The organism is Pseudomonas sp. B21-059, from assembly GCF_026016285.1.
Classification (GTDB): Bacteria; Pseudomonadota; Gammaproteobacteria; order Pseudomonadales; family Pseudomonadaceae; genus Aquipseudomonas; species Aquipseudomonas danubii.
This window is the reverse complement of record NZ_CP087201.1, coordinates 5,713,132-5,730,175: the sequence shown is the minus strand read 5'-3', so window position 1 is coordinate 5,730,175 and position 17,044 is coordinate 5,713,132. Positions and strand designations below refer to the sequence as shown.

The 17,044-nt window shown below is 58.3% G+C and carries 10 protein-coding genes, 2 tRNA genes and 3 rRNA genes; 11 read left to right on the top strand and 4 right to left on the bottom strand.

The features are described 5' to 3' along the window. Positions 1 to 429: 429 nt before the first annotated feature. The 8 genes from LOY69_RS25420 (at position 430) to LOY69_RS25385 (ending at position 9,343) form a co-directional block, all read left to right on the top strand. A 16S ribosomal RNA gene (locus LOY69_RS25420) occupies positions 430 to 1,968 on the top strand. A 123-nt stretch (positions 1,969 to 2,091) separates the two neighbouring features. Next, positions 2,092 to 2,168: transfer RNA gene (locus LOY69_RS25415), tRNA-Ile, on the top strand. A 10-nt stretch (positions 2,169 to 2,178) separates the two neighbouring features. Next, a tRNA-Ala gene (locus LOY69_RS25410) sits at positions 2,179 to 2,254 on the top strand. A gap of 221 nt (positions 2,255 to 2,475) precedes the next feature. Beyond that, positions 2,476 to 5,367: ribosomal RNA gene (locus tag LOY69_RS25405) — 23S ribosomal RNA — on the top strand. A gap of 146 nt (positions 5,368 to 5,513) precedes the next feature. Further along, a 5S ribosomal RNA gene (gene rrf, locus LOY69_RS25400) occupies positions 5,514 to 5,629 on the top strand. Together the 16S, 23S and 5S rRNA genes with 2 tRNA genes alongside form the textbook arrangement of a ribosomal RNA operon. A 148-nt stretch (positions 5,630 to 5,777) precedes the next feature. Continuing rightward, positions 5,778 to 6,437: a paraquat-inducible protein A gene (locus tag LOY69_RS25395; protein WP_102860186.1), complete on the top strand. Its 660-nt coding sequence runs from the start codon at positions 5,778 to 5,780 to the stop codon at positions 6,435 to 6,437. Next, positions 6,424 to 7,047: a paraquat-inducible protein A gene (locus LOY69_RS25390; protein WP_102860187.1), complete on the top strand. Its 624-nt coding sequence runs from the start codon at positions 6,424 to 6,426 to the stop codon at positions 7,045 to 7,047. The genes LOY69_RS25395 and LOY69_RS25390 overlap by 14 nt, the downstream gene beginning before the upstream one ends. Continuing rightward, positions 7,040 to 9,343, top strand: a complete 2,304-nt coding sequence (locus tag LOY69_RS25385) for a PqiB family protein (RefSeq protein WP_265073761.1) — start codon at positions 7,040 to 7,042, stop codon at positions 9,341 to 9,343. Before LOY69_RS25390 ends, LOY69_RS25385 begins: the two co-directional genes overlap by 8 nt. Before the next feature lie 156 nt (positions 9,344 to 9,499). Here LOY69_RS25385 and mksF read toward each other — a convergent pair whose 3' ends face one another. The 3 genes from mksF to mksB are packed head-to-tail and all read right to left on the bottom strand — an operon-like array spanning position 9,500 to position 14,320. Next, positions 9,500 to 12,349 carry an Mks condensin complex protein MksF gene (mksF, locus tag LOY69_RS25380; protein WP_170004429.1) on the bottom strand — a complete coding sequence of 950 codons (2,850 nt, stop codon included), beginning with the start codon at positions 12,347 to 12,349 and terminating at the stop codon, positions 9,500 to 9,502. Next, a complete protein-coding gene (mksE, locus tag LOY69_RS25375; protein WP_015637041.1) occupies positions 12,346 to 13,053 on the bottom strand; it encodes an Mks condensin complex protein MksE in 708 nt (235 codons plus the stop codon). Before mksE ends, mksF begins: the two co-directional genes overlap by 4 nt. Continuing rightward, positions 13,043 to 14,320 (bottom strand): Mks condensin complex protein MksB, encoded by a 1,278-nt coding sequence (gene mksB / locus LOY69_RS25370; RefSeq protein ID WP_180988442.1) that lies wholly within the window; start codon positions 14,318 to 14,320, stop codon positions 13,043 to 13,045. The genes mksE and mksB overlap by 11 nt, the downstream gene beginning before the upstream one ends. A 179-nt stretch (positions 14,321 to 14,499) precedes the next feature. On the opposite strand from mksB, the gene LOY69_RS25365 reads away from it, so the two are divergent. Together LOY69_RS25365 and rimI are read left to right on the top strand one after the other, a co-directional pair. Beyond that, entirely contained in the window at positions 14,500 to 15,297 is a 798-nt protein-coding gene (locus LOY69_RS25365) for an energy transducer TonB (protein WP_110596293.1), read from the top strand. After that, the gene (rimI, locus tag LOY69_RS25360; RefSeq protein ID WP_047285456.1) at positions 15,294 to 15,746 is read left to right on the top strand and encodes a ribosomal protein S18-alanine N-acetyltransferase; all 453 of its coding nucleotides are present in this window, start codon (positions 15,294 to 15,296) and stop codon (positions 15,744 to 15,746) included. The genes LOY69_RS25365 and rimI overlap by 4 nt, the downstream gene beginning before the upstream one ends. 138 nt (positions 15,747 to 15,884) lie before the next feature. Here rimI and LOY69_RS25355 read toward each other — a convergent pair whose 3' ends face one another. Further along, on the bottom strand, positions 15,885 to 16,217 hold the full coding sequence (locus tag LOY69_RS25355) for a hypothetical protein (RefSeq protein WP_047306113.1): 333 nt from the start codon (positions 16,215 to 16,217) through the stop codon (positions 15,885 to 15,887). A 152-nt stretch (positions 16,218 to 16,369) separates the two neighbouring features. On the opposite strand from LOY69_RS25355, the gene can reads away from it, so the two are divergent. Further along, positions 16,370 to 17,014: a carbonate dehydratase gene (gene can / locus LOY69_RS25350; RefSeq protein ID WP_016963568.1), complete on the top strand. Its 645-nt coding sequence runs from the start codon at positions 16,370 to 16,372 to the stop codon at positions 17,012 to 17,014. Positions 17,015 to 17,044 lie beyond the last annotated feature (30 nt).

Sequence of the window (17,044 nt, the reverse complement as noted above, 5' to 3'; positions counted from 1 at the left end):
TCAGTTCATCGATGCCAGAAGCAGTTGGTAAGGCAGTGTGTTTTCGCCTTATTAACGATTCGATCCTCTCGGTCGAAAGCGGTTAAAAAGAGGTGTTGACAGCAGCGTGTAACGCTGTAGAATTCGCCTCCCGCTAACGAGAGATCGGAAGCGCAAGTGGTTGAAGTTAAAAAGGAAACTTTGAAAACTTCTTAAAAAAATCACTTGACAGCAAATGAGGCTGCTGTAGAATGCGCGCCTCGGTTGAGACGAAAGATCTTAACCAACCGCTCTTTAACAACTGAATCAAGCAATTCGTGTGGGTGCTTGTGGAGTCAGACTGATAGTCAAAAAGATTATCAGCATCACAAGTTACTCCGCGAGAAATCAAAGATGTAACCAACGATTGCTGAGCCAAGTTTAGGGTTTTCTCAAAACCCAAAGATGTTTGAACTGAAGAGTTTGATCATGGCTCAGATTGAACGCTGGCGGCAGGCCTAACACATGCAAGTCGAGCGGCAGCACGGGTACTTGTACCTGGTGGCGAGCGGCGGACGGGTGAGTAATGCCTAGGAATCTGCCTAGTAGTGGGGGATAACGTCCGGAAACGGGCGCTAATACCGCATACGTCCTACGGGAGAAAGTGGGGGATCTTCGGACCTCACGCTATTAGATGAGCCTAGGTCGGATTAGCTAGTTGGTGAGGTAATGGCTCACCAAGGCGACGATCCGTAACTGGTCTGAGAGGATGATCAGTCACACTGGAACTGAGACACGGTCCAGACTCCTACGGGAGGCAGCAGTGGGGAATATTGGACAATGGGCGAAAGCCTGATCCAGCCATGCCGCGTGTGTGAAGAAGGTCTTCGGATTGTAAAGCACTTTAAGTTGGGAGGAAGGGCAGTTACCTAATACGTGATTGTTTTGACGTTACCGACAGAATAAGCACCGGCTAACTCTGTGCCAGCAGCCGCGGTAATACAGAGGGTGCAAGCGTTAATCGGAATTACTGGGCGTAAAGCGCGCGTAGGTGGTTTGTTAAGTTGGATGTGAAAGCCCCGGGCTCAACCTGGGAACTGCATCCAAAACTGGCAAGCTAGAGTATGGTAGAGGGTGGTGGAATTTCCTGTGTAGCGGTGAAATGCGTAGATATAGGAAGGAACACCAGTGGCGAAGGCGACCACCTGGACTGATACTGACACTGAGGTGCGAAAGCGTGGGGAGCAAACAGGATTAGATACCCTGGTAGTCCACGCCGTAAACGATGTCAACTAGCCGTTGGGAGCCTTGAGCTCTTAGTGGCGCAGCTAACGCATTAAGTTGACCGCCTGGGGAGTACGGCCGCAAGGTTAAAACTCAAATGAATTGACGGGGGCCCGCACAAGCGGTGGAGCATGTGGTTTAATTCGAAGCAACGCGAAGAACCTTACCAGGCCTTGACATCCAATGAACTTTCTAGAGATAGATTGGTGCCTTCGGGAACATTGAGACAGGTGCTGCATGGCTGTCGTCAGCTCGTGTCGTGAGATGTTGGGTTAAGTCCCGTAACGAGCGCAACCCTTGTCCTTAGTTACCAGCACGTTATGGTGGGCACTCTAAGGAGACTGCCGGTGACAAACCGGAGGAAGGTGGGGATGACGTCAAGTCATCATGGCCCTTACGGCCTGGGCTACACACGTGCTACAATGGTCGGTACAAAGGGTTGCCAAGCCGCGAGGTGGAGCTAATCCCATAAAACCGATCGTAGTCCGGATCGCAGTCTGCAACTCGACTGCGTGAAGTCGGAATCGCTAGTAATCGCGAATCAGAATGTCGCGGTGAATACGTTCCCGGGCCTTGTACACACCGCCCGTCACACCATGGGAGTGGGTTGCACCAGAAGTAGCTAGTCTAACCTTCGGGAGGACGGTTACCACGGTGTGATTCATGACTGGGGTGAAGTCGTAACAAGGTAGCCGTAGGGGAACCTGCGGCTGGATCACCTCCTTAATCGACGACATCAGCTGCTTCATAAGCTCCCACACGAATTGCTTGATTCATTGAAGAAGACGATAGAAGCAGCTTTAAGCTCCAAGCTGATAGCTCCAAGCTAACAGTTACAAGCTCGAAATTGGGTCTGTAGCTCAGTTGGTTAGAGCGCACCCCTGATAAGGGTGAGGTCGGCAGTTCGAATCTGCCCAGACCCACCAATTTTGTTATGGGGCCATAGCTCAGCTGGGAGAGCGCCTGCCTTGCACGCAGGAGGTCAGCGGTTCGATCCCGCTTGGCTCCACCATAAACTGCTTCTGAAAGCTTAGAAATGAGCATTCTGCTTGAATGTTGATTTCTAGTCTTTTGATTAGATCGTTCTTTAAAAATTTGGGTATGTGATAGAAAGATAGACTGAACGTTACTTTCACTGGTAACGGATCAGGCTAAGGTAAAATTTGTGAGTTAAATTGCAAATTTTCGGCGAATGTCGTCTTCATAGTATAACCAGATTGCTTGGGGTTATATGGTCAAGTGAAGAAGCGCATACGGTGGATGCCTTGGCAGTCAGAGGCGATGAAAGACGTGGTAGCCTGCGATAAGCTTCGGGGAGTCGGCAAACAGACTTTGATCCGGAGATCTCTGAATGGGGGAACCCAGCCATCATAAGATGGTTATCTTGTACTGAATACATAGGTGCAAGAGGCGAACCAGGGGAACTGAAACATCTAAGTACCCTGAGGAAAAGAAATCAACCGAGATTCCCTTAGTAGTGGCGAGCGAACGGGGACTAGCCCTTAAGTGGCTTTGAGATTAGCGGAACGCTCTGGAAAGTGCGGCCATAGTGGGTGATAGCCCTGTACGCGAAAATCTCTTAGTCATGAAATCGAGTAGGACGGGGCACGAGAAACCTTGTCTGAATATGGGGGGACCATCCTCCAAGGCTAAATACTACTGACTGACCGATAGTGAACTAGTACCGTGAGGGAAAGGCGAAAAGAACCCCGGAGAGGGGAGTGAAATAGATCCTGAAACCGTATGCGTACAAGCAGTGGGAGCAGACTTTGTTCTGTGACTGCGTACCTTTTGTATAATGGGTCAGCGACTTATTTTCAGTGGCGAGCTTAACCGAATAGGGGAGGCGTAGCGAAAGCGAGTCTTAATAGGGCGTCTAGTCGCTGGGAATAGACCCGAAACCGGGCGATCTATCCATGGGCAGGTTGAAGGTTAGGTAACACTGACTGGAGGACCGAACCGACTACCGTTGAAAAGTTAGCGGATGACCTGTGGATCGGAGTGAAAGGCTAATCAAGCTCGGAGATAGCTGGTTCTCCTCGAAAGCTATTTAGGTAGCGCCTCATGTATCACTGTAGGGGGTAGAGCACTGTTTCGGCTAGGGGGTCATCCCGACTTACCAAACCGATGCAAACTCCGAATACCTACAAGTGCCGAGCATGGGAGACACACGGCGGGTGCTAACGTCCGTCGTGAAAAGGGAAACAACCCAGACCGTCAGCTAAGGTCCCAAAGTTATGGTTAAGTGGGAAACGATGTGGGAAGGCTTAGACAGCTAGGAGGTTGGCTTAGAAGCAGCCACCCTTTAAAGAAAGCGTAATAGCTCACTAGTCGAGTCGGCCTGCGCGGAAGATGTAACGGGGCTCAAACCATACACCGAAGCTACGGGTATCACGTAAGTGATGCGGTAGAGGAGCGTTCTGTAAGCCTGTGAAGGTGAGTTGAGAAGCTTGCTGGAGGTATCAGAAGTGCGAATGCTGACATGAGTAACGACAATGGGTGTGAAAAACACCCACGCCGAAAGACCAAGGTTTCCTGCGCAACGTTAATCGACGCAGGGTTAGTCGGTCCCTAAGGCGAGGCTGAAAAGCGTAGTCGATGGAAAACAGGTTAATATTCCTGTACTTCTAGTTATTGCGATGGAGGGACGGAGAAGGCTAGGCCAGCTTGGCGTTGGTTGTCCAAGTTTAAGGTGGTAGGCTGGAATCTTAGGTAAATCCGGGGTTCTAAGGCCGAGAGCTGATGACGAGTTACCTTTTAGGTGACGAAGTGGTTGATGCCATGCTTCCAAGAAAAGCTTCTAAGCTTCAGATAACTAGGAACCGTACCCCAAACCGACACAGGTGGTTGGGTAGAGAATACCAAGGCGCTTGAGAGAACTCGGGTGAAGGAACTAGGCAAAATGGCACCGTAACTTCGGGAGAAGGTGCGCCGGTGAGGGTGAAGGACTTGCTCCGTAAGCTCATGCCGGTCGAAGATACCAGGCCGCTGCGACTGTTTATTAAAAACACAGCACTCTGCAAACACGAAAGTGGACGTATAGGGTGTGACGCCTGCCCGGTGCCGGAAGGTTAATTGATGGGGTTAGCTAACGCGAAGCTCTTGATCGAAGCCCCGGTAAACGGCGGCCGTAACTATAACGGTCCTAAGGTAGCGAAATTCCTTGTCGGGTAAGTTCCGACCTGCACGAATGGCGTAACGATGGCGGCGCTGTCTCCACCCGAGACTCAGTGAAATTGAAATCGCTGTGAAGATGCAGTGTATCCGCGGCTAGACGGAAAGACCCCGTGAACCTTTACTATAGCTTTGCACTGGACTTTGAATTTGCTTGTGTAGGATAGGTGGGAGGCTTTGAAGCGTGAACGCCAGTTTGCGTGGAGCCATCCTTGAAATACCACCCTGGCAACTTTGAGGTTCTAACTCAGGTCCGTTATCCGGATCGAGGACAGTGTATGGTGGGTAGTTTGACTGGGGCGGTCTCCTCCTAAAGAGTAACGGAGGAGTACGAAGGTGCGCTCAGACCGGTCGGAAATCGGTCGTAGAGTATAAAGGCAAAAGCGCGCTTGACTGCGAGACAGACACGTCGAGCAGGTACGAAAGTAGGTCTTAGTGATCCGGTGGTTCTGTATGGAAGGGCCATCGCTCAACGGATAAAAGGTACTCCGGGGATAACAGGCTGATACCGCCCAAGAGTTCATATCGACGGCGGTGTTTGGCACCTCGATGTCGGCTCATCACATCCTGGGGCTGAAGCCGGTCCCAAGGGTATGGCTGTTCGCCATTTAAAGTGGTACGCGAGCTGGGTTTAGAACGTCGTGAGACAGTTCGGTCCCTATCTGCCGTGGACGTTTGAGATTTGAGAGGGGCTGCTCCTAGTACGAGAGGACCGGAGTGGACGAACCTCTGGTGTTCCGGTTGTCACGCCAGTGGCATTGCCGGGTAGCTATGTTCGGAAAAGATAACCGCTGAAAGCATCTAAGCGGGAAACTTGCCTCAAGATGAGATCTCACTGGGATCTTGAATCCCCTAAAGGGCCGTCGAAGACTACGACGTTGATAGGTTGGGTGTGTAAGCGCTGTGAGGCGTTGAGCTAACCAATACTAATTGCCCGTGAGGCTTGACCATATAACACCCAAGCAATTTGCGAACTCGAAAGAGACCAGATTGCGGTGTGTGAAGACGCAACAAACCGAAAGTTTGCACAACACACAAATCTATTACATACCCATTCGCTGGCACGTTGCATCAGCAACGGACTGGCTACCGAATTTCTTGACGACCATAGAGCGTTGGAACCACCTGATCCCATCCCGAACTCAGAAGTGAAACGATGCATCGCCGATGGTAGTGTGGGGTTTCCCCATGTGAGAGTAGGTCATCGTCAAGATTAAATTCCGAAACCCCAATTGCGAAAGCAATTGGGGTTTTGTTTTTGCGCGAAGAAAAATTGCTCTTATTCGCAAACAAAATTGCACAGTTATTTTCGAATTGGAACACTAGAATAGCCGCTACTTTCTCCACTTCCAGAGCCCTCTATGCCAGATCCGGTTGACGCCCCCGGGTTGTCAGAACTACCACTGGACGACCTGGTTGCCTGCCATGAGTGCGACCTGCTGATGCGCAAGCCAACGCTCGCCCTTGGCGAGAAAGCCCAGTGCCCGCGTTGTGGCTATGAGCTGTATGCCCATCGGCACAATGTGGTCGAACGCAGCCTGGCTCTGGTAATCGCCGCCTTATTGCTCTACGTGCCGGCGAACTTTCTACCCATCATGCAGCTCAATCTATTGGGACAGTCTTCCGAAGATACGGTCTGGAGTGGGGTACAAGGCCTGTTCGATACCGGCATGGAAGGCGTAGCGCTGGTGGTATTCCTGTGCAGCATGGGCATTCCATTGCTCAAGTTGATTTGCCAACTTTTGGTGCTTCTAAGTATCCGCTGGAACATCGGCCGTAGTTACGGTTTGCTGCTCTATCGCATTTATCACCATTTGCGCGATTGGGGCATGCTCGAGGTCTACTTGATGGGCGTACTGGTGGCCATCGTCAAGTTGGCCGACATGGCCTCCATCACCGTAGGCCTGGGGCTGGTGTGTTTCATCAGTCTGTTGTTGGTGCAGGTCTGGCTGGAAGTGGTGATGTCGCCTCATCAGGTCTGGCAGGCGCTATCGGGAGAAGACATACATGCGGGCGATTGATGCAGGCATTCTGATTTGTACCGAATGCCATGAATTGAACCGGCAGGAGGCCGACAGTGACGGGCAGACCTGCACTCGTTGCGGAGCTTTGGTACACCCACGGCGTCCCAACAGCATCCTGCGTACCTGGGCCCTGCTGCTTACCGCCGCCATTCTCTATATACCCGCCAATGTCCTGCCGATCATGACCGTCAGCTCGCTGGGCCAGGGCGACCCGAGCACCATCATGTCCGGGGTCATCCAGCTGGTGCAGCATGGAATGTTCCCCATCGCCGCCGTGGTGTTTGTCGCCAGTATTCTGGTGCCTACCTTCAAACTGGTGGGCATTGCCCTGTTGCTGTTCTCGGTGCAGCGTCACCAGCCACTGTCAGCGCGGCAACGGATTATCATGTACCGCTTTATCGAGTTCATCGGTCGTTGGTCGATGCTGGATATTTTCGTCATCGCCATTCTGGTGGCGGTGGTCAACTTTGGCCGGCTGGCCAGTATCGAGGCCAATCTCGGTGCGGTCGCCTTTGCCAGCGTGGTGATCCTGACCATGCTGGCCGCAGTAACTTTTGATCCCCGACTGATCTGGGATAACACGGAGTCGGACGACGACCATGAGTGATTTGCCTACCGCCAAAACCCGCCCGGCCTCCAACTGGTCGGCCATCTGGGTGCTGCCCCTGATTGCCTTGATCATCGGTGGCTGGCTGGGTTGGCGTGCCTACAGCCAGACCGGTATCGAGATCCAGTTGCGCTTTGAAAGCGGCGAAGGAATACAGGCCAACAAGACCGAAGTGGTCTACAAAGGCATGCCTGTGGGTAAGGTCAAGACTCTGGCTCTGGACGATGAGGGCAACTCCAAGGGGGTGATTGCCACGGTCGAAATGAACAAGGATGTCGAACAGTACCTGAAGACCAACACCCGCTTCTGGCTGGTCAAGCCTAGTGTCAGCCTGGCCGGGATCACCGGTCTGGAAACCCTGGTCTCAGGCAATTACATCGCGGTCAATCCCGGAGAAGGAGAACCCACGCGCAAGTTCAAGGCCCTGGCCGAAGAACCACCGTTATCGGATGCCAAGCCTGGTCTGCACCTGACCATCAAGGCCGAACGCCTGGGGTCGTTGAGCCGCGGCAGTCCGGTCTTCTACAAACAAATCCAGGTCGGACAGATCAAGAGCTTCCTGCTTTCCGAGGATCAGAACACAGTCGAGCTCAAGGTCTACATCGAACCGACCTACGCCAATCTGGTGCGCAAACACACGCGCTTCTGGAACGCCAGCGGCATCAGCATCGACGCCAATCTGTCCGGGGTAAAAGTGCGCAGTGAGTCCCTGTCCAGCATAGTGGCCGGCGGTATCGCGTTCGCCACTCCGGAAAATCGCAGGGACAGCCCGCCCACCGACCCGAGCCTGCCGTTCCGCCTATACGAAGATTTCGATGCCGCCCAGGCGGGCATCCGGGTCAAGGTCAAACTCACCGATTTCGAAGGCCTGCAGGCTGGGCGCACGCCTGTGATGTACAAAGGCATCCAGGTGGGCAGCCTGAAAGCCCTGAAGGTCGACTCCGACCTGACTAGTGCCACCGCCGAGCTGACCCTCGACCCACTGGCCGAGGACTATCTGGTCCAGGGCACTCAGTTCTGGACGGTCAAACCCTCGATCTCCCTGGCGGGTATCACGGGGCTCGAGGCCTTGGTGAAAGGCAACTACATCGCCATTCGCCCCGGTGACAAGGGCGCCGCCCCCCAGCGCGAGTTCGAGGCGCGGGCCAAGGCCCCGCCCCTGGACCTGCGAGCACCTGGCCTGCACATGGTGCTCTTTACCGACAATCTCGGCTCCCTGGAGGTGGGCAGTCCGATTCTCTACAAACAGGTCAAGGTCGGCTCGGTGCAGAGCTACCAGTTCTCCCACACCCGCAAGCAAGTGGTGATCGGTGTTCATATCGAGAAAGAATACGAGGGGCTGGTCAACGGCTCGACGCGCTTCTGGAACGTCAGTGGCATTACCCTTACGGGCGGCCTCACTGGCGGTATCCAGATCAAGAGTGAGTCGCTGCAAAGCCTGATGGCCGGCGGCATCGCCTTCGAGACGCCGCTGCCCAACGTGCAGCTGAAAAAGCGCATTCCGCGGTTCCGTCTGTTCGCCAACCAGGAAGAGGCGGCGCAGCGCGGCACCCTGGTCAACATCAAGGTCGATCGCGCCGATGGGCTGCGTGCCGGAACGCCGGTGCGCTTCAAGGGCCTGGATGTGGGCAAACTGGAAGAAGTGACCCTCAGCGCCGACCTGCAATCGGTAATGCTCAAGGCGCGGATCACCGAAGTGCCGGAACGTATTGCCCGGGTCGGCAGCCAGTTCTGGGTGGTCAAGCCGGAATTGGGGCTGATGAAGACCTCGAACCTGGAAACCCTGGTGACCGGTCAATACATCGAGGTTCAGCCCGCGGCGAAGAACCAGGGCGTGCAAACCAGCTTTGTCGCCTTGCCGCAGCCACCGGAAGCCAGCTCCCAGGAAGCGGGTCTGAGCCTGGTGCTGAGTGCTGCTCGCCGTGGTTCGCTGAAGGTGGGTGTCCCAGTGACTTACCGGGAAGTGACCGTGGGCAAGGTCACCGGCTACGAACTGGGACAGACCGCCGACCGGGTACTGATCCATATCCTCATCGAACCCAAATACGCGCCGTTGATTCGTGGTGGCACGCGCTTCTGGAACAGCAGCGGATTTGGTGTGGACTTTGGCCTGTTCAAGGGCGCCACAGTGCGCACCGAATCCCTGGAAACCCTGATCCAGGGTGGCATTGCCTTCGCCACCCCGGATGGCGAACGCATGGGCAACCCGGCCCGTCCCCAGCAGACCTTCCCGCTGTTCGACAAGTTCGAGGATGAATGGCTGACCTGGGCTCCCAAGATCCCCCTGGGTAAGTAACCCTGTTGTAGGAGCCGGCTTGCCGGCGAAGAGGCGCTCAAGTCCTGCGTTCTTCTAGAGGACGCCTTCGCTGGCAAGCCAGCTCCTACAAAAGCTATCCAATAAAAAAGGCCGCGCTCCCAAGAGCGCGGCCTTTTTCGTTGCAGCGTTACGAAATCAGACTTCGTCCAGTTGCGCTTCTGCCTCGGCTTCGGGTTCCACGTTCAGCGTCGCCTTGACCTGATCGTGACGACGGATGAACTTCCAGTCCGCCTCGTCGATGTAGATGCCGTTCGGTCCGCTGCCGCCTTCCAGGTCGATGGCGACCTGGGCCGACACCTGCGGCTTCACACTGGCCAGGATCGGCACGAAGCCCAGCTGCAGGCTGGTTTCCAGCAGCGCCGCCTGGTTGCGTTCGTCGATGTCCGCTGCCTCGTCGAGGTAATAGGGCAGACGAATGCGCCCGGCCTGGTCGCGGTCCATCAAGTGCAGCAACAGGTACATGTTGGTCAGCGCCTTGATGGTCATGGTGGTGCCGTTGGACGCCGCGCCATCGATGTCGGTGTGGATCACCGGCTGGCCGTTGACCTTGGTGATCTCGAACGCCAGTTCGAACAAGTCCTTCAGGCCCAACTGGTTGTGGTTGGCGGCTACCAACCGCGCCAGGTACTCCTTGGCCTCTTCGTTCTTGTTGTCCTGCTCGGCGCTCTGGCTCAGGTCGAACACCGACAGGGTCTCGCCTTCCTCGTACTGGCCGGCGCTGTGGATGATCTGGTCGATGTGCTTGAGGGCTTCCTTGTTCGGCGCCAGGACGATGCGGAAGCTCTGCAGGTTGGACACCTGGCGTTTGTTGATCTCGCGGTTGAACAGCGCCAGCTGGTGTTCCAGGCTGTCGTAGTCACTGCGGATATTGCGCAGGGTCCGGGCGATATCGGTCACCGCGGCGCGGCGTGCCTTGCCAAGGGTCAAGGCTTCGTCGGTACGGTGCGCATAGGCGTTGATCAGCAACTGCAGGCGGCGCTCGACGTCATCTTCGCTGTCGAACTTGGCCACGCCCTTGAGGCGCACTTGGGCATACAGCGCCTCGATCTGCCCGTCGACCCGTTGCAGACCCTGCCAGCTGTCCTGGTAGTCATTGAGCAGTGGCAGCAGGTTGTCCATGGAGTCGTCCACCGGGTCCATGAACGGCGTGCCGAACGGCAGGTCTGCCGGCAGCAGCTGACGGCGACGCAGGGCGTCATCCAGAGTGCGCTGCTTGGCTTCCATGTCGGCGATCTGCCGGCCCACCAGTTGCAACTTGGCCGACAGTTGCTGGACGCGTTCGGTGAAGGCATCGCTGGAACGCTTGAGTTCGTCCTGGGCCGCTTCCATCTGCGCCAGCTGTTCCAGCTTCTCGCCTTCCTCGGCGCTCAGGGTCTGGGCACGGCGGAAGTCTTCCAGGGCCTTCTGCGCATCCAGCACCTGCTGGTACAGGGCTTCGGTCTGGGTCTTGCTCGCGGCGCGGTCGGCAGCCACGGCGGCCTGGGTCTTGAGCTGCTTGAGTTCTTTTTCCAGGCGCTCTTTCTGATCCCGCAGGGCGGCGCGGTCGGCCAGGGCCTGCAGGGCTGGCGGCTCGATGTGGGAGATGTCGATGGTCAACCCCGGCACTTCGAAACGCTCGCCCTTGAAGCCATCGAGGATCAGCTCCACCGACTTCACCCACTCGCCGTTGTCGTCCAGGGCGATGCCGTGCTCGCCCAGGGGCAGGCTGAACAGCGCGCTGTTGAACAGGCGCATCAGGCGCTCCACGTCCTGCTGGGAGAACTCCTCGCGCAGGCGTGCATAGCTGTTGTTGTCAGCGTGATCGAGTTGCTGCTTGACCGACTTCAGGCGCTTTTCCAGATCCCGCAGGCGTTCTTCCAAATCTTCAGCGGAGAACTGCCGGGACTGGGCCAGGGCGCCGGCCAGTTCATCGTGGGCATCCTTGGCTGCCAGCAGTTGCTGTTCCAGGACCTTGACGTCATCCACCAGGGCGAAGCGGTGCTTGAGCACCGACAGCTCGCCGAGCCAACGCTGGGTGCCGGTGATTTCCCGTTCCAGGCGCATCATTTCCTGGGTGCTGCTGCGTTGGTCGTTTTGCAGCGCGTCCTGCTCATTACGGTAGTGCTCGGCCTGGATGGTCAGCTCTTCCTTGCGCGCGCCGGCGTAGTCCGACCAAGTGCCCAGCAGCGAATCCAGCAGAGGCGACAGGCGATGCAGCTTGCCCCGCAGAATGTCCCGCTGCTTCACGCCGTTGGCCAGGGCTTCCACCAGAGGGCCCGCGGCCACCAGGGAGTTGTAGTCCTGCTCCATGCGCCGCACATCGCGGAAGGCTTCGTCGCAGGCGGCGATGTAGTCGACGCTGCCGGAGCGCAGGCTGTGCTCGAAGGCATCGAGGAACAGCTGCTTGAGCTTGGCTGCGGTGATCTCGCGCATGTGCAGCAGGTTGATGAACAGCGCGCGGAAGGTCTTCAGGCTCTGCTCGCTGGTCGAGCGCAGCGGGATCAGGGTCAGGTCCAGGGGGATCGACGTATGGCCGCCCACCAGCAGGCGCCGCAGTTCATCTGGCTTGAGTTCGTAGGCCTTCAGGCCCTGGCGTTCCAGGTTGGTGAACAACTCTTTCTGCCGCAGGCAGGTGTCGTCCTTCTGGTAATGCGCCAGGTCCAGCTGGCCGGCGTAGGCGAAGAACTGGTGGCCGAAACCGCCGCCCGGGCCGCGCCCGACCACGCCAATCACATGAGGGCCGTGGGGCAGTGAGACTTCCACCAGGATGTAACTGGTGTCGGAGGCGAAGTAGAAGCGCCGGGATTGTTCCAGGCTGTACTTGCCGAAGCTCATGTCCGACATGCGTGCCAGGATCGGGAATTGCAGGGCGTTGATCGACGCCGACTTGCCCAGGTTGTTGGCCCCGTAGACCGACAGCGGCTCTTCCAGGGGGAACAGGCCCAAGCTGTAGCCGGCGGTGTTCAGTAGGGCAAAGCGGCGGATGCCGTAGCGTTCCTTGCTCATGCGTCGAGCTCCTGTTCTTCGGCGATGGCCCGGGCCAGCGCGTCTTCTTCACTTTCTTCGGACTCGTCGAATTCGCTCAGGTCCAGCGGGTCATCGGTCTGCAGCAGTTTCTCGTCGCTGTCGTTGTCCACCAGCACCGGGGTCGGCAACGGCAGCACGCTGTGCAGGCTGGCGGCCAGGTCGCGGTCCTGCTGCACCGACAGGCAAACGTCGAGGAAGCGGTGCATTGGCGGCAGGAAGCGGTAGATCCCCGGTTCCTCCGCGGCAAAACCCAGCTGGGTCATGCGGCGCATGATTTTCTCTTCCAGCTCTTCCTGGGTCTGTACTTCGGCCTGGATGAACAGGTCGCGGTATTTCTCCAGCAAGGACGGCAGTTCGTCACGGCCGAGGCTACCGCCATCGAGCACGGCAATCGGGTCGCGGCCCTGGTCGGCCAGATGCTCCACCAGGATGAAAGTGAACAGCGCCAGGCGCTGGGCGGTCTTGTTCACCTGGGCGGCGGCGTTGTCGGGGACAAAGTAGTAGAAGCCGCGGGTGTCGCACACCAGTTCGAAGCCCAGGGCCTTGAACAGCGTGCGGTACTGGTCCTGGAAGTTCGACAATTGCGCGTACAGCTCCGGGTCGCGGCGGCTGACGTGGTAACCCTTGAACAGCTCGCGGAAGATCGGCGCCAGCTGGGACAGTTCGGAAAGATCAAGATGCATGGGCGTTGCTCGCAGAATGCTCGGCGGTGTCATCGCGGGCCGAGAGCAGGGCGAAGGAGCGCAGGCTGACCTGGTGCTCCTGGGTGTGGTAGTCGCGGCGTTCTAGTCGCTCGCGCTTGAAACGTTTTTCCCGTGACAGGCGGGAGAACCAGTACAGCAATTCGTCGGTGGCGCCATCCGGTTCCTGGTCCAGCAGCCAGCTCATCAGGTCTGGCATCGGCAGGGCGTCTTCGCAGCGCTCGAGCATTTCCCGAACCGTGCGCGGCGCCTTGGGAGCCAGGCCCTTGTGGGTCTTGTGGGCCTTGGGGAAACGCGCCGGCTTGGGCTCGAAGCGGGCCAGGGCGTAGACATAGGCTTCCACCTGGCCGGAGCTGCCGAGGAAGGTGCTCTGCGGACGGGTGAACATCGGCATCGCCGCCTGGGGCACCGCGTCGATGCCCTTGCGGCGGATGGCCGCCAGGGCCAGGGCGGCGCCGCGGGTCACGGCGTTGTGGCGGCGGGCTTCCTCACGCAACGGCAGCAGCAGCTCCCGGGCGTGACGCAGGGTCAACTGGGCGCTGGTCTGCATTTCCAGGATGCGCGCGTGGGTGCGCAACAGCATGTCGTCGTCCACCAGATGGCCCAGGCGCTGTTGCTCGGTGAGCAGGCGCAGCAGGACGTTCTCCACCTTGCGCACGCCCTGTTCGAAGGCGCCGTCGGCGTTCACCAACTGAATCATTGGCTCGACGTATTCGTCCCAGGTGGCCAGCACCTCGGCGTAGCGCTGGCGCAGGGGAATCTGCCGGTCGCTGGTCTTGGCCCGCTCTGCCACGGCCACCAGGGCCTGTTCGTCGTTGGCGAGTTTCTTCAGGACATCGCGCACGCGCATGTCCAGCAGCCGCAACTGGCGCGCCAGGTCGTTGCCGTCGCGTACGTCGAAGGCGTCCTGGATGTAACCGGCCAGGCGCTCCAGGTGACGCAGGTAGGCTTCGATCTCCAGGCACAGGCCCAGGCGGTGTTCACGGCGCAGGTAGGCGAGGAAGTCGTGGATCTGCGCATTGAGCTCGAAACGGTTCGGGCTTTTCGCCACCGGGACCAGGATGTCCAGGCGTATCCATACGTCCAGCAGGTGGGTGATGTCCTGGGGCGTACTGTCCAGTTGTTGGGCAGACAGCTGTGAACGCAGTTCGGCAAGACTCAGGGTGCCTTGGTCGAAGTGCTCGCACAGCGGCTCCAGAAGTGCCCAGTGTTCGGCGAGGGCGCGCAAGACGCGCTTGGGTTCGATCATCGGAATGGCCGGCTGGTTGGCAATGAAAAGCGGCGATTGTACTGCATCAGGGGGCCGACGATTCACCCCCAGGTCCAGGTATGAGACGGACTGTCGCTTTTGCGCGCAATCAACAGCAGGCGATCTTTGACGAAGGACGGTAGAATCCCCCACCTCAGTTATCCACAAGTGGCCGACCTTTGCTTATCGAGTCCCGTCGTCGCGCTTATCTGTCCGCCATGCAGGTGGTCAGTTGGCTGCCGCGCAGCGAATTGCCCTTTGCCGCCCCTTCGCGTCCTGAATTGCTGGCCTTGCCGGAACCCGAGGTGCAGGCGCCGCCTGCCCCTGTGGTCGAGGCCAAGGCCCCGGCGGCGGCTGCAAGGACCGTCGAGCGGCCGAAGATCGAGGTGCCGCGTCCTTCCACCACGCCTGCAAAGTCAGCCAGCAAGCCAGTGGCCGAGGGCGAAGAAGCCCCGGCTCCGGTGGTCAAGGCGCCGGTGGTTCCTCCGCCGCGCTTCGCCCTGCAGCTGTTGCGGGCCGGCCGTTGCCTGCTGCTGGTGGAGTTACCCACAGGCGAAGCCTTCCAGAGCCGCGACCCGGCCTACTTGCTGCTCAAGGACATGCTGCGCGCCGCCGGCCTGCCGGACAGCCCGCAGATCCTCGCCGAGCCGGTGCGCTGGCCGATGCTGACCCGGGGCAACCTCGACCAAGGGCCGGAAGCCGCCCGGGACTTCGTCCAGGCCTTTGTCGGCGTGCGAATCGAAGAAGAGCCCTGCGTCTGCCTGTGGCTGATCGGTCTGCCGGCCGTACGTTTCGCCGGGGAAGCCAACGCTGAATCCTACAACCGTGAACTGCAGGTCGAAGGCCTGGGTTCGGCCTGGGCCTTGCCCGGCCTGGAACTATTAATGGAAGAGCCACAGCGTAAGGCTGATGTCTGGCAAGCCATGCGTCGATTGATGACGCGCTGGAAAAGCACTGATGAGCACAATGACCAATGAGTGACGCGTTGACCTTCCGCCTGGCCACCGAGGCGGACCTGGATGCCATCCTGAAAATCGAATATGCCGCGTTCAGTCACCCCTGGACCCGGGGCATTTTCATGGATGCCTTCAAGTCCTACGAAGTCTGGCTGATGTTCGAAGGCAGCCAGCAGGTGGGCCACGGGGTGATCCAGGTGATCATTGACGAGGCGCATCTGCTGAATATCACCGTCAAGCCGGAAAGCCAGGGCCGCGGCCTGGGCCTGCGGCTGCTGGAAGAGCTGATGAAGCGCGCCTACCAAAAGGACGCGCGCGAATGTTTCCTCGAAGTGCGTTCCAGCAACCAGACCGCTTATCGGCTTTACGAGCGTTATGGCTTCAATGAAGTCGGGCGCCGCCGCGACTATTACCCGGCAGTAGGTGGCCGCGAAGACGCCCTGGTGATGGCCTGTACCCTGGTCGACTGAGCCTTTAATCGCACGCTGCCTGCTGTAGGAGCTGGCTTGCCAGCGAAGGCGCCATTCGCGGCGATGTATGGCTTGAGGGCCTCTTCGCCGGCAAGCCGGCTCCTGCGGGAGAGGGCGTCATTAAATGTGGCGCCGAGCTCAGGGTTTGCCGTCCAGCGGGTCGCGGCGCGCCAGTTCGGCTTCATCCAGACCACTGCCACCCCCAATGTCCGTGGCATCGACAATACTCAGATCCCAGTCCGCCGGTTTATCGGCGCCGATTTCCCGGGCAGAACGGGCCCCATCCTCGCGGATCAGGGTTTCCGGGCTCAGGTCGTCGTCGCTGGAACCGTCGCTGGTGAGGCCGGTGCTGCTTAGGGCGCCGGGTTCGTCGTCATCGAAATGCAGTTCTTCCATGGACCCCATGCGATCCTGATCATCGTCGATCGGCTCGGGCTGGGGCGCGTTGAAGGGGCGTCGTGATTCGGTCATGGCGATTGCTCATACTTTTAGGGGCTTGCAGGGTGGACCCACAGCCCCGGTGAAGATTCCCCGGCAGGGATAACCGGTATCTGCCGTTATTGGCGTGACCTCGACAGACACTCGTCTGTCAAAGCTGCGCATCATTCTTGAGGCTTCACAGCATGAACGAACTACAAGATCTGATTGATAACAACGCGCGTTGGGCCGAAGCGATCAAGCAGGAAGATCCGGAATTCTTCTCCAAGCTGGCCCGCCAGCAGACTCCGGAGTACCTGTGGATCGGCTGCTCGGACGCCCGGGTGCCAGCCAACGAGATCGTCGGCATGTTGCCGGGCGACCTGTTTGTGCACCGTAACGTGGCCAACGTCGTGCTGCACACCGACCTCAATTGCCTGTCGGTGATCCAGTACGCGGTGGATGTACTCAAGGTCAAACACATCCTGGTCACCGGCCACTATGGTTGCGGCGGCGTGCGCGCCTCGATGCAGGATCGCCAGTTTGGCCTGATCGATGGCTGGCTGCGTTCGATTCGTGACCTGTACTACGAGCACCGCGAGGCGCTGGCACAACTGGCCACGGAAGAAGAACAAGTCGACCGCCTGTGCGAACTGAACGTGATCCAGCAAGTGGCCAACGTCGGCCATACCAGCATCGTGCAGAACGCTTGGCATCGCGGGCAGAGCCTGTCGATCCACGGTTGCATCTACGGGATCAAGGACGGTCGCTGGAAGAGCCTGGACACGACCATCAGCGGTTTCGAACAACTGCCACCGCAATATCGCCTGCGTCCCCTCGGCGCCGTCTGAATGCGGGCTGGCCGCTGCGTGAAGGCGCAG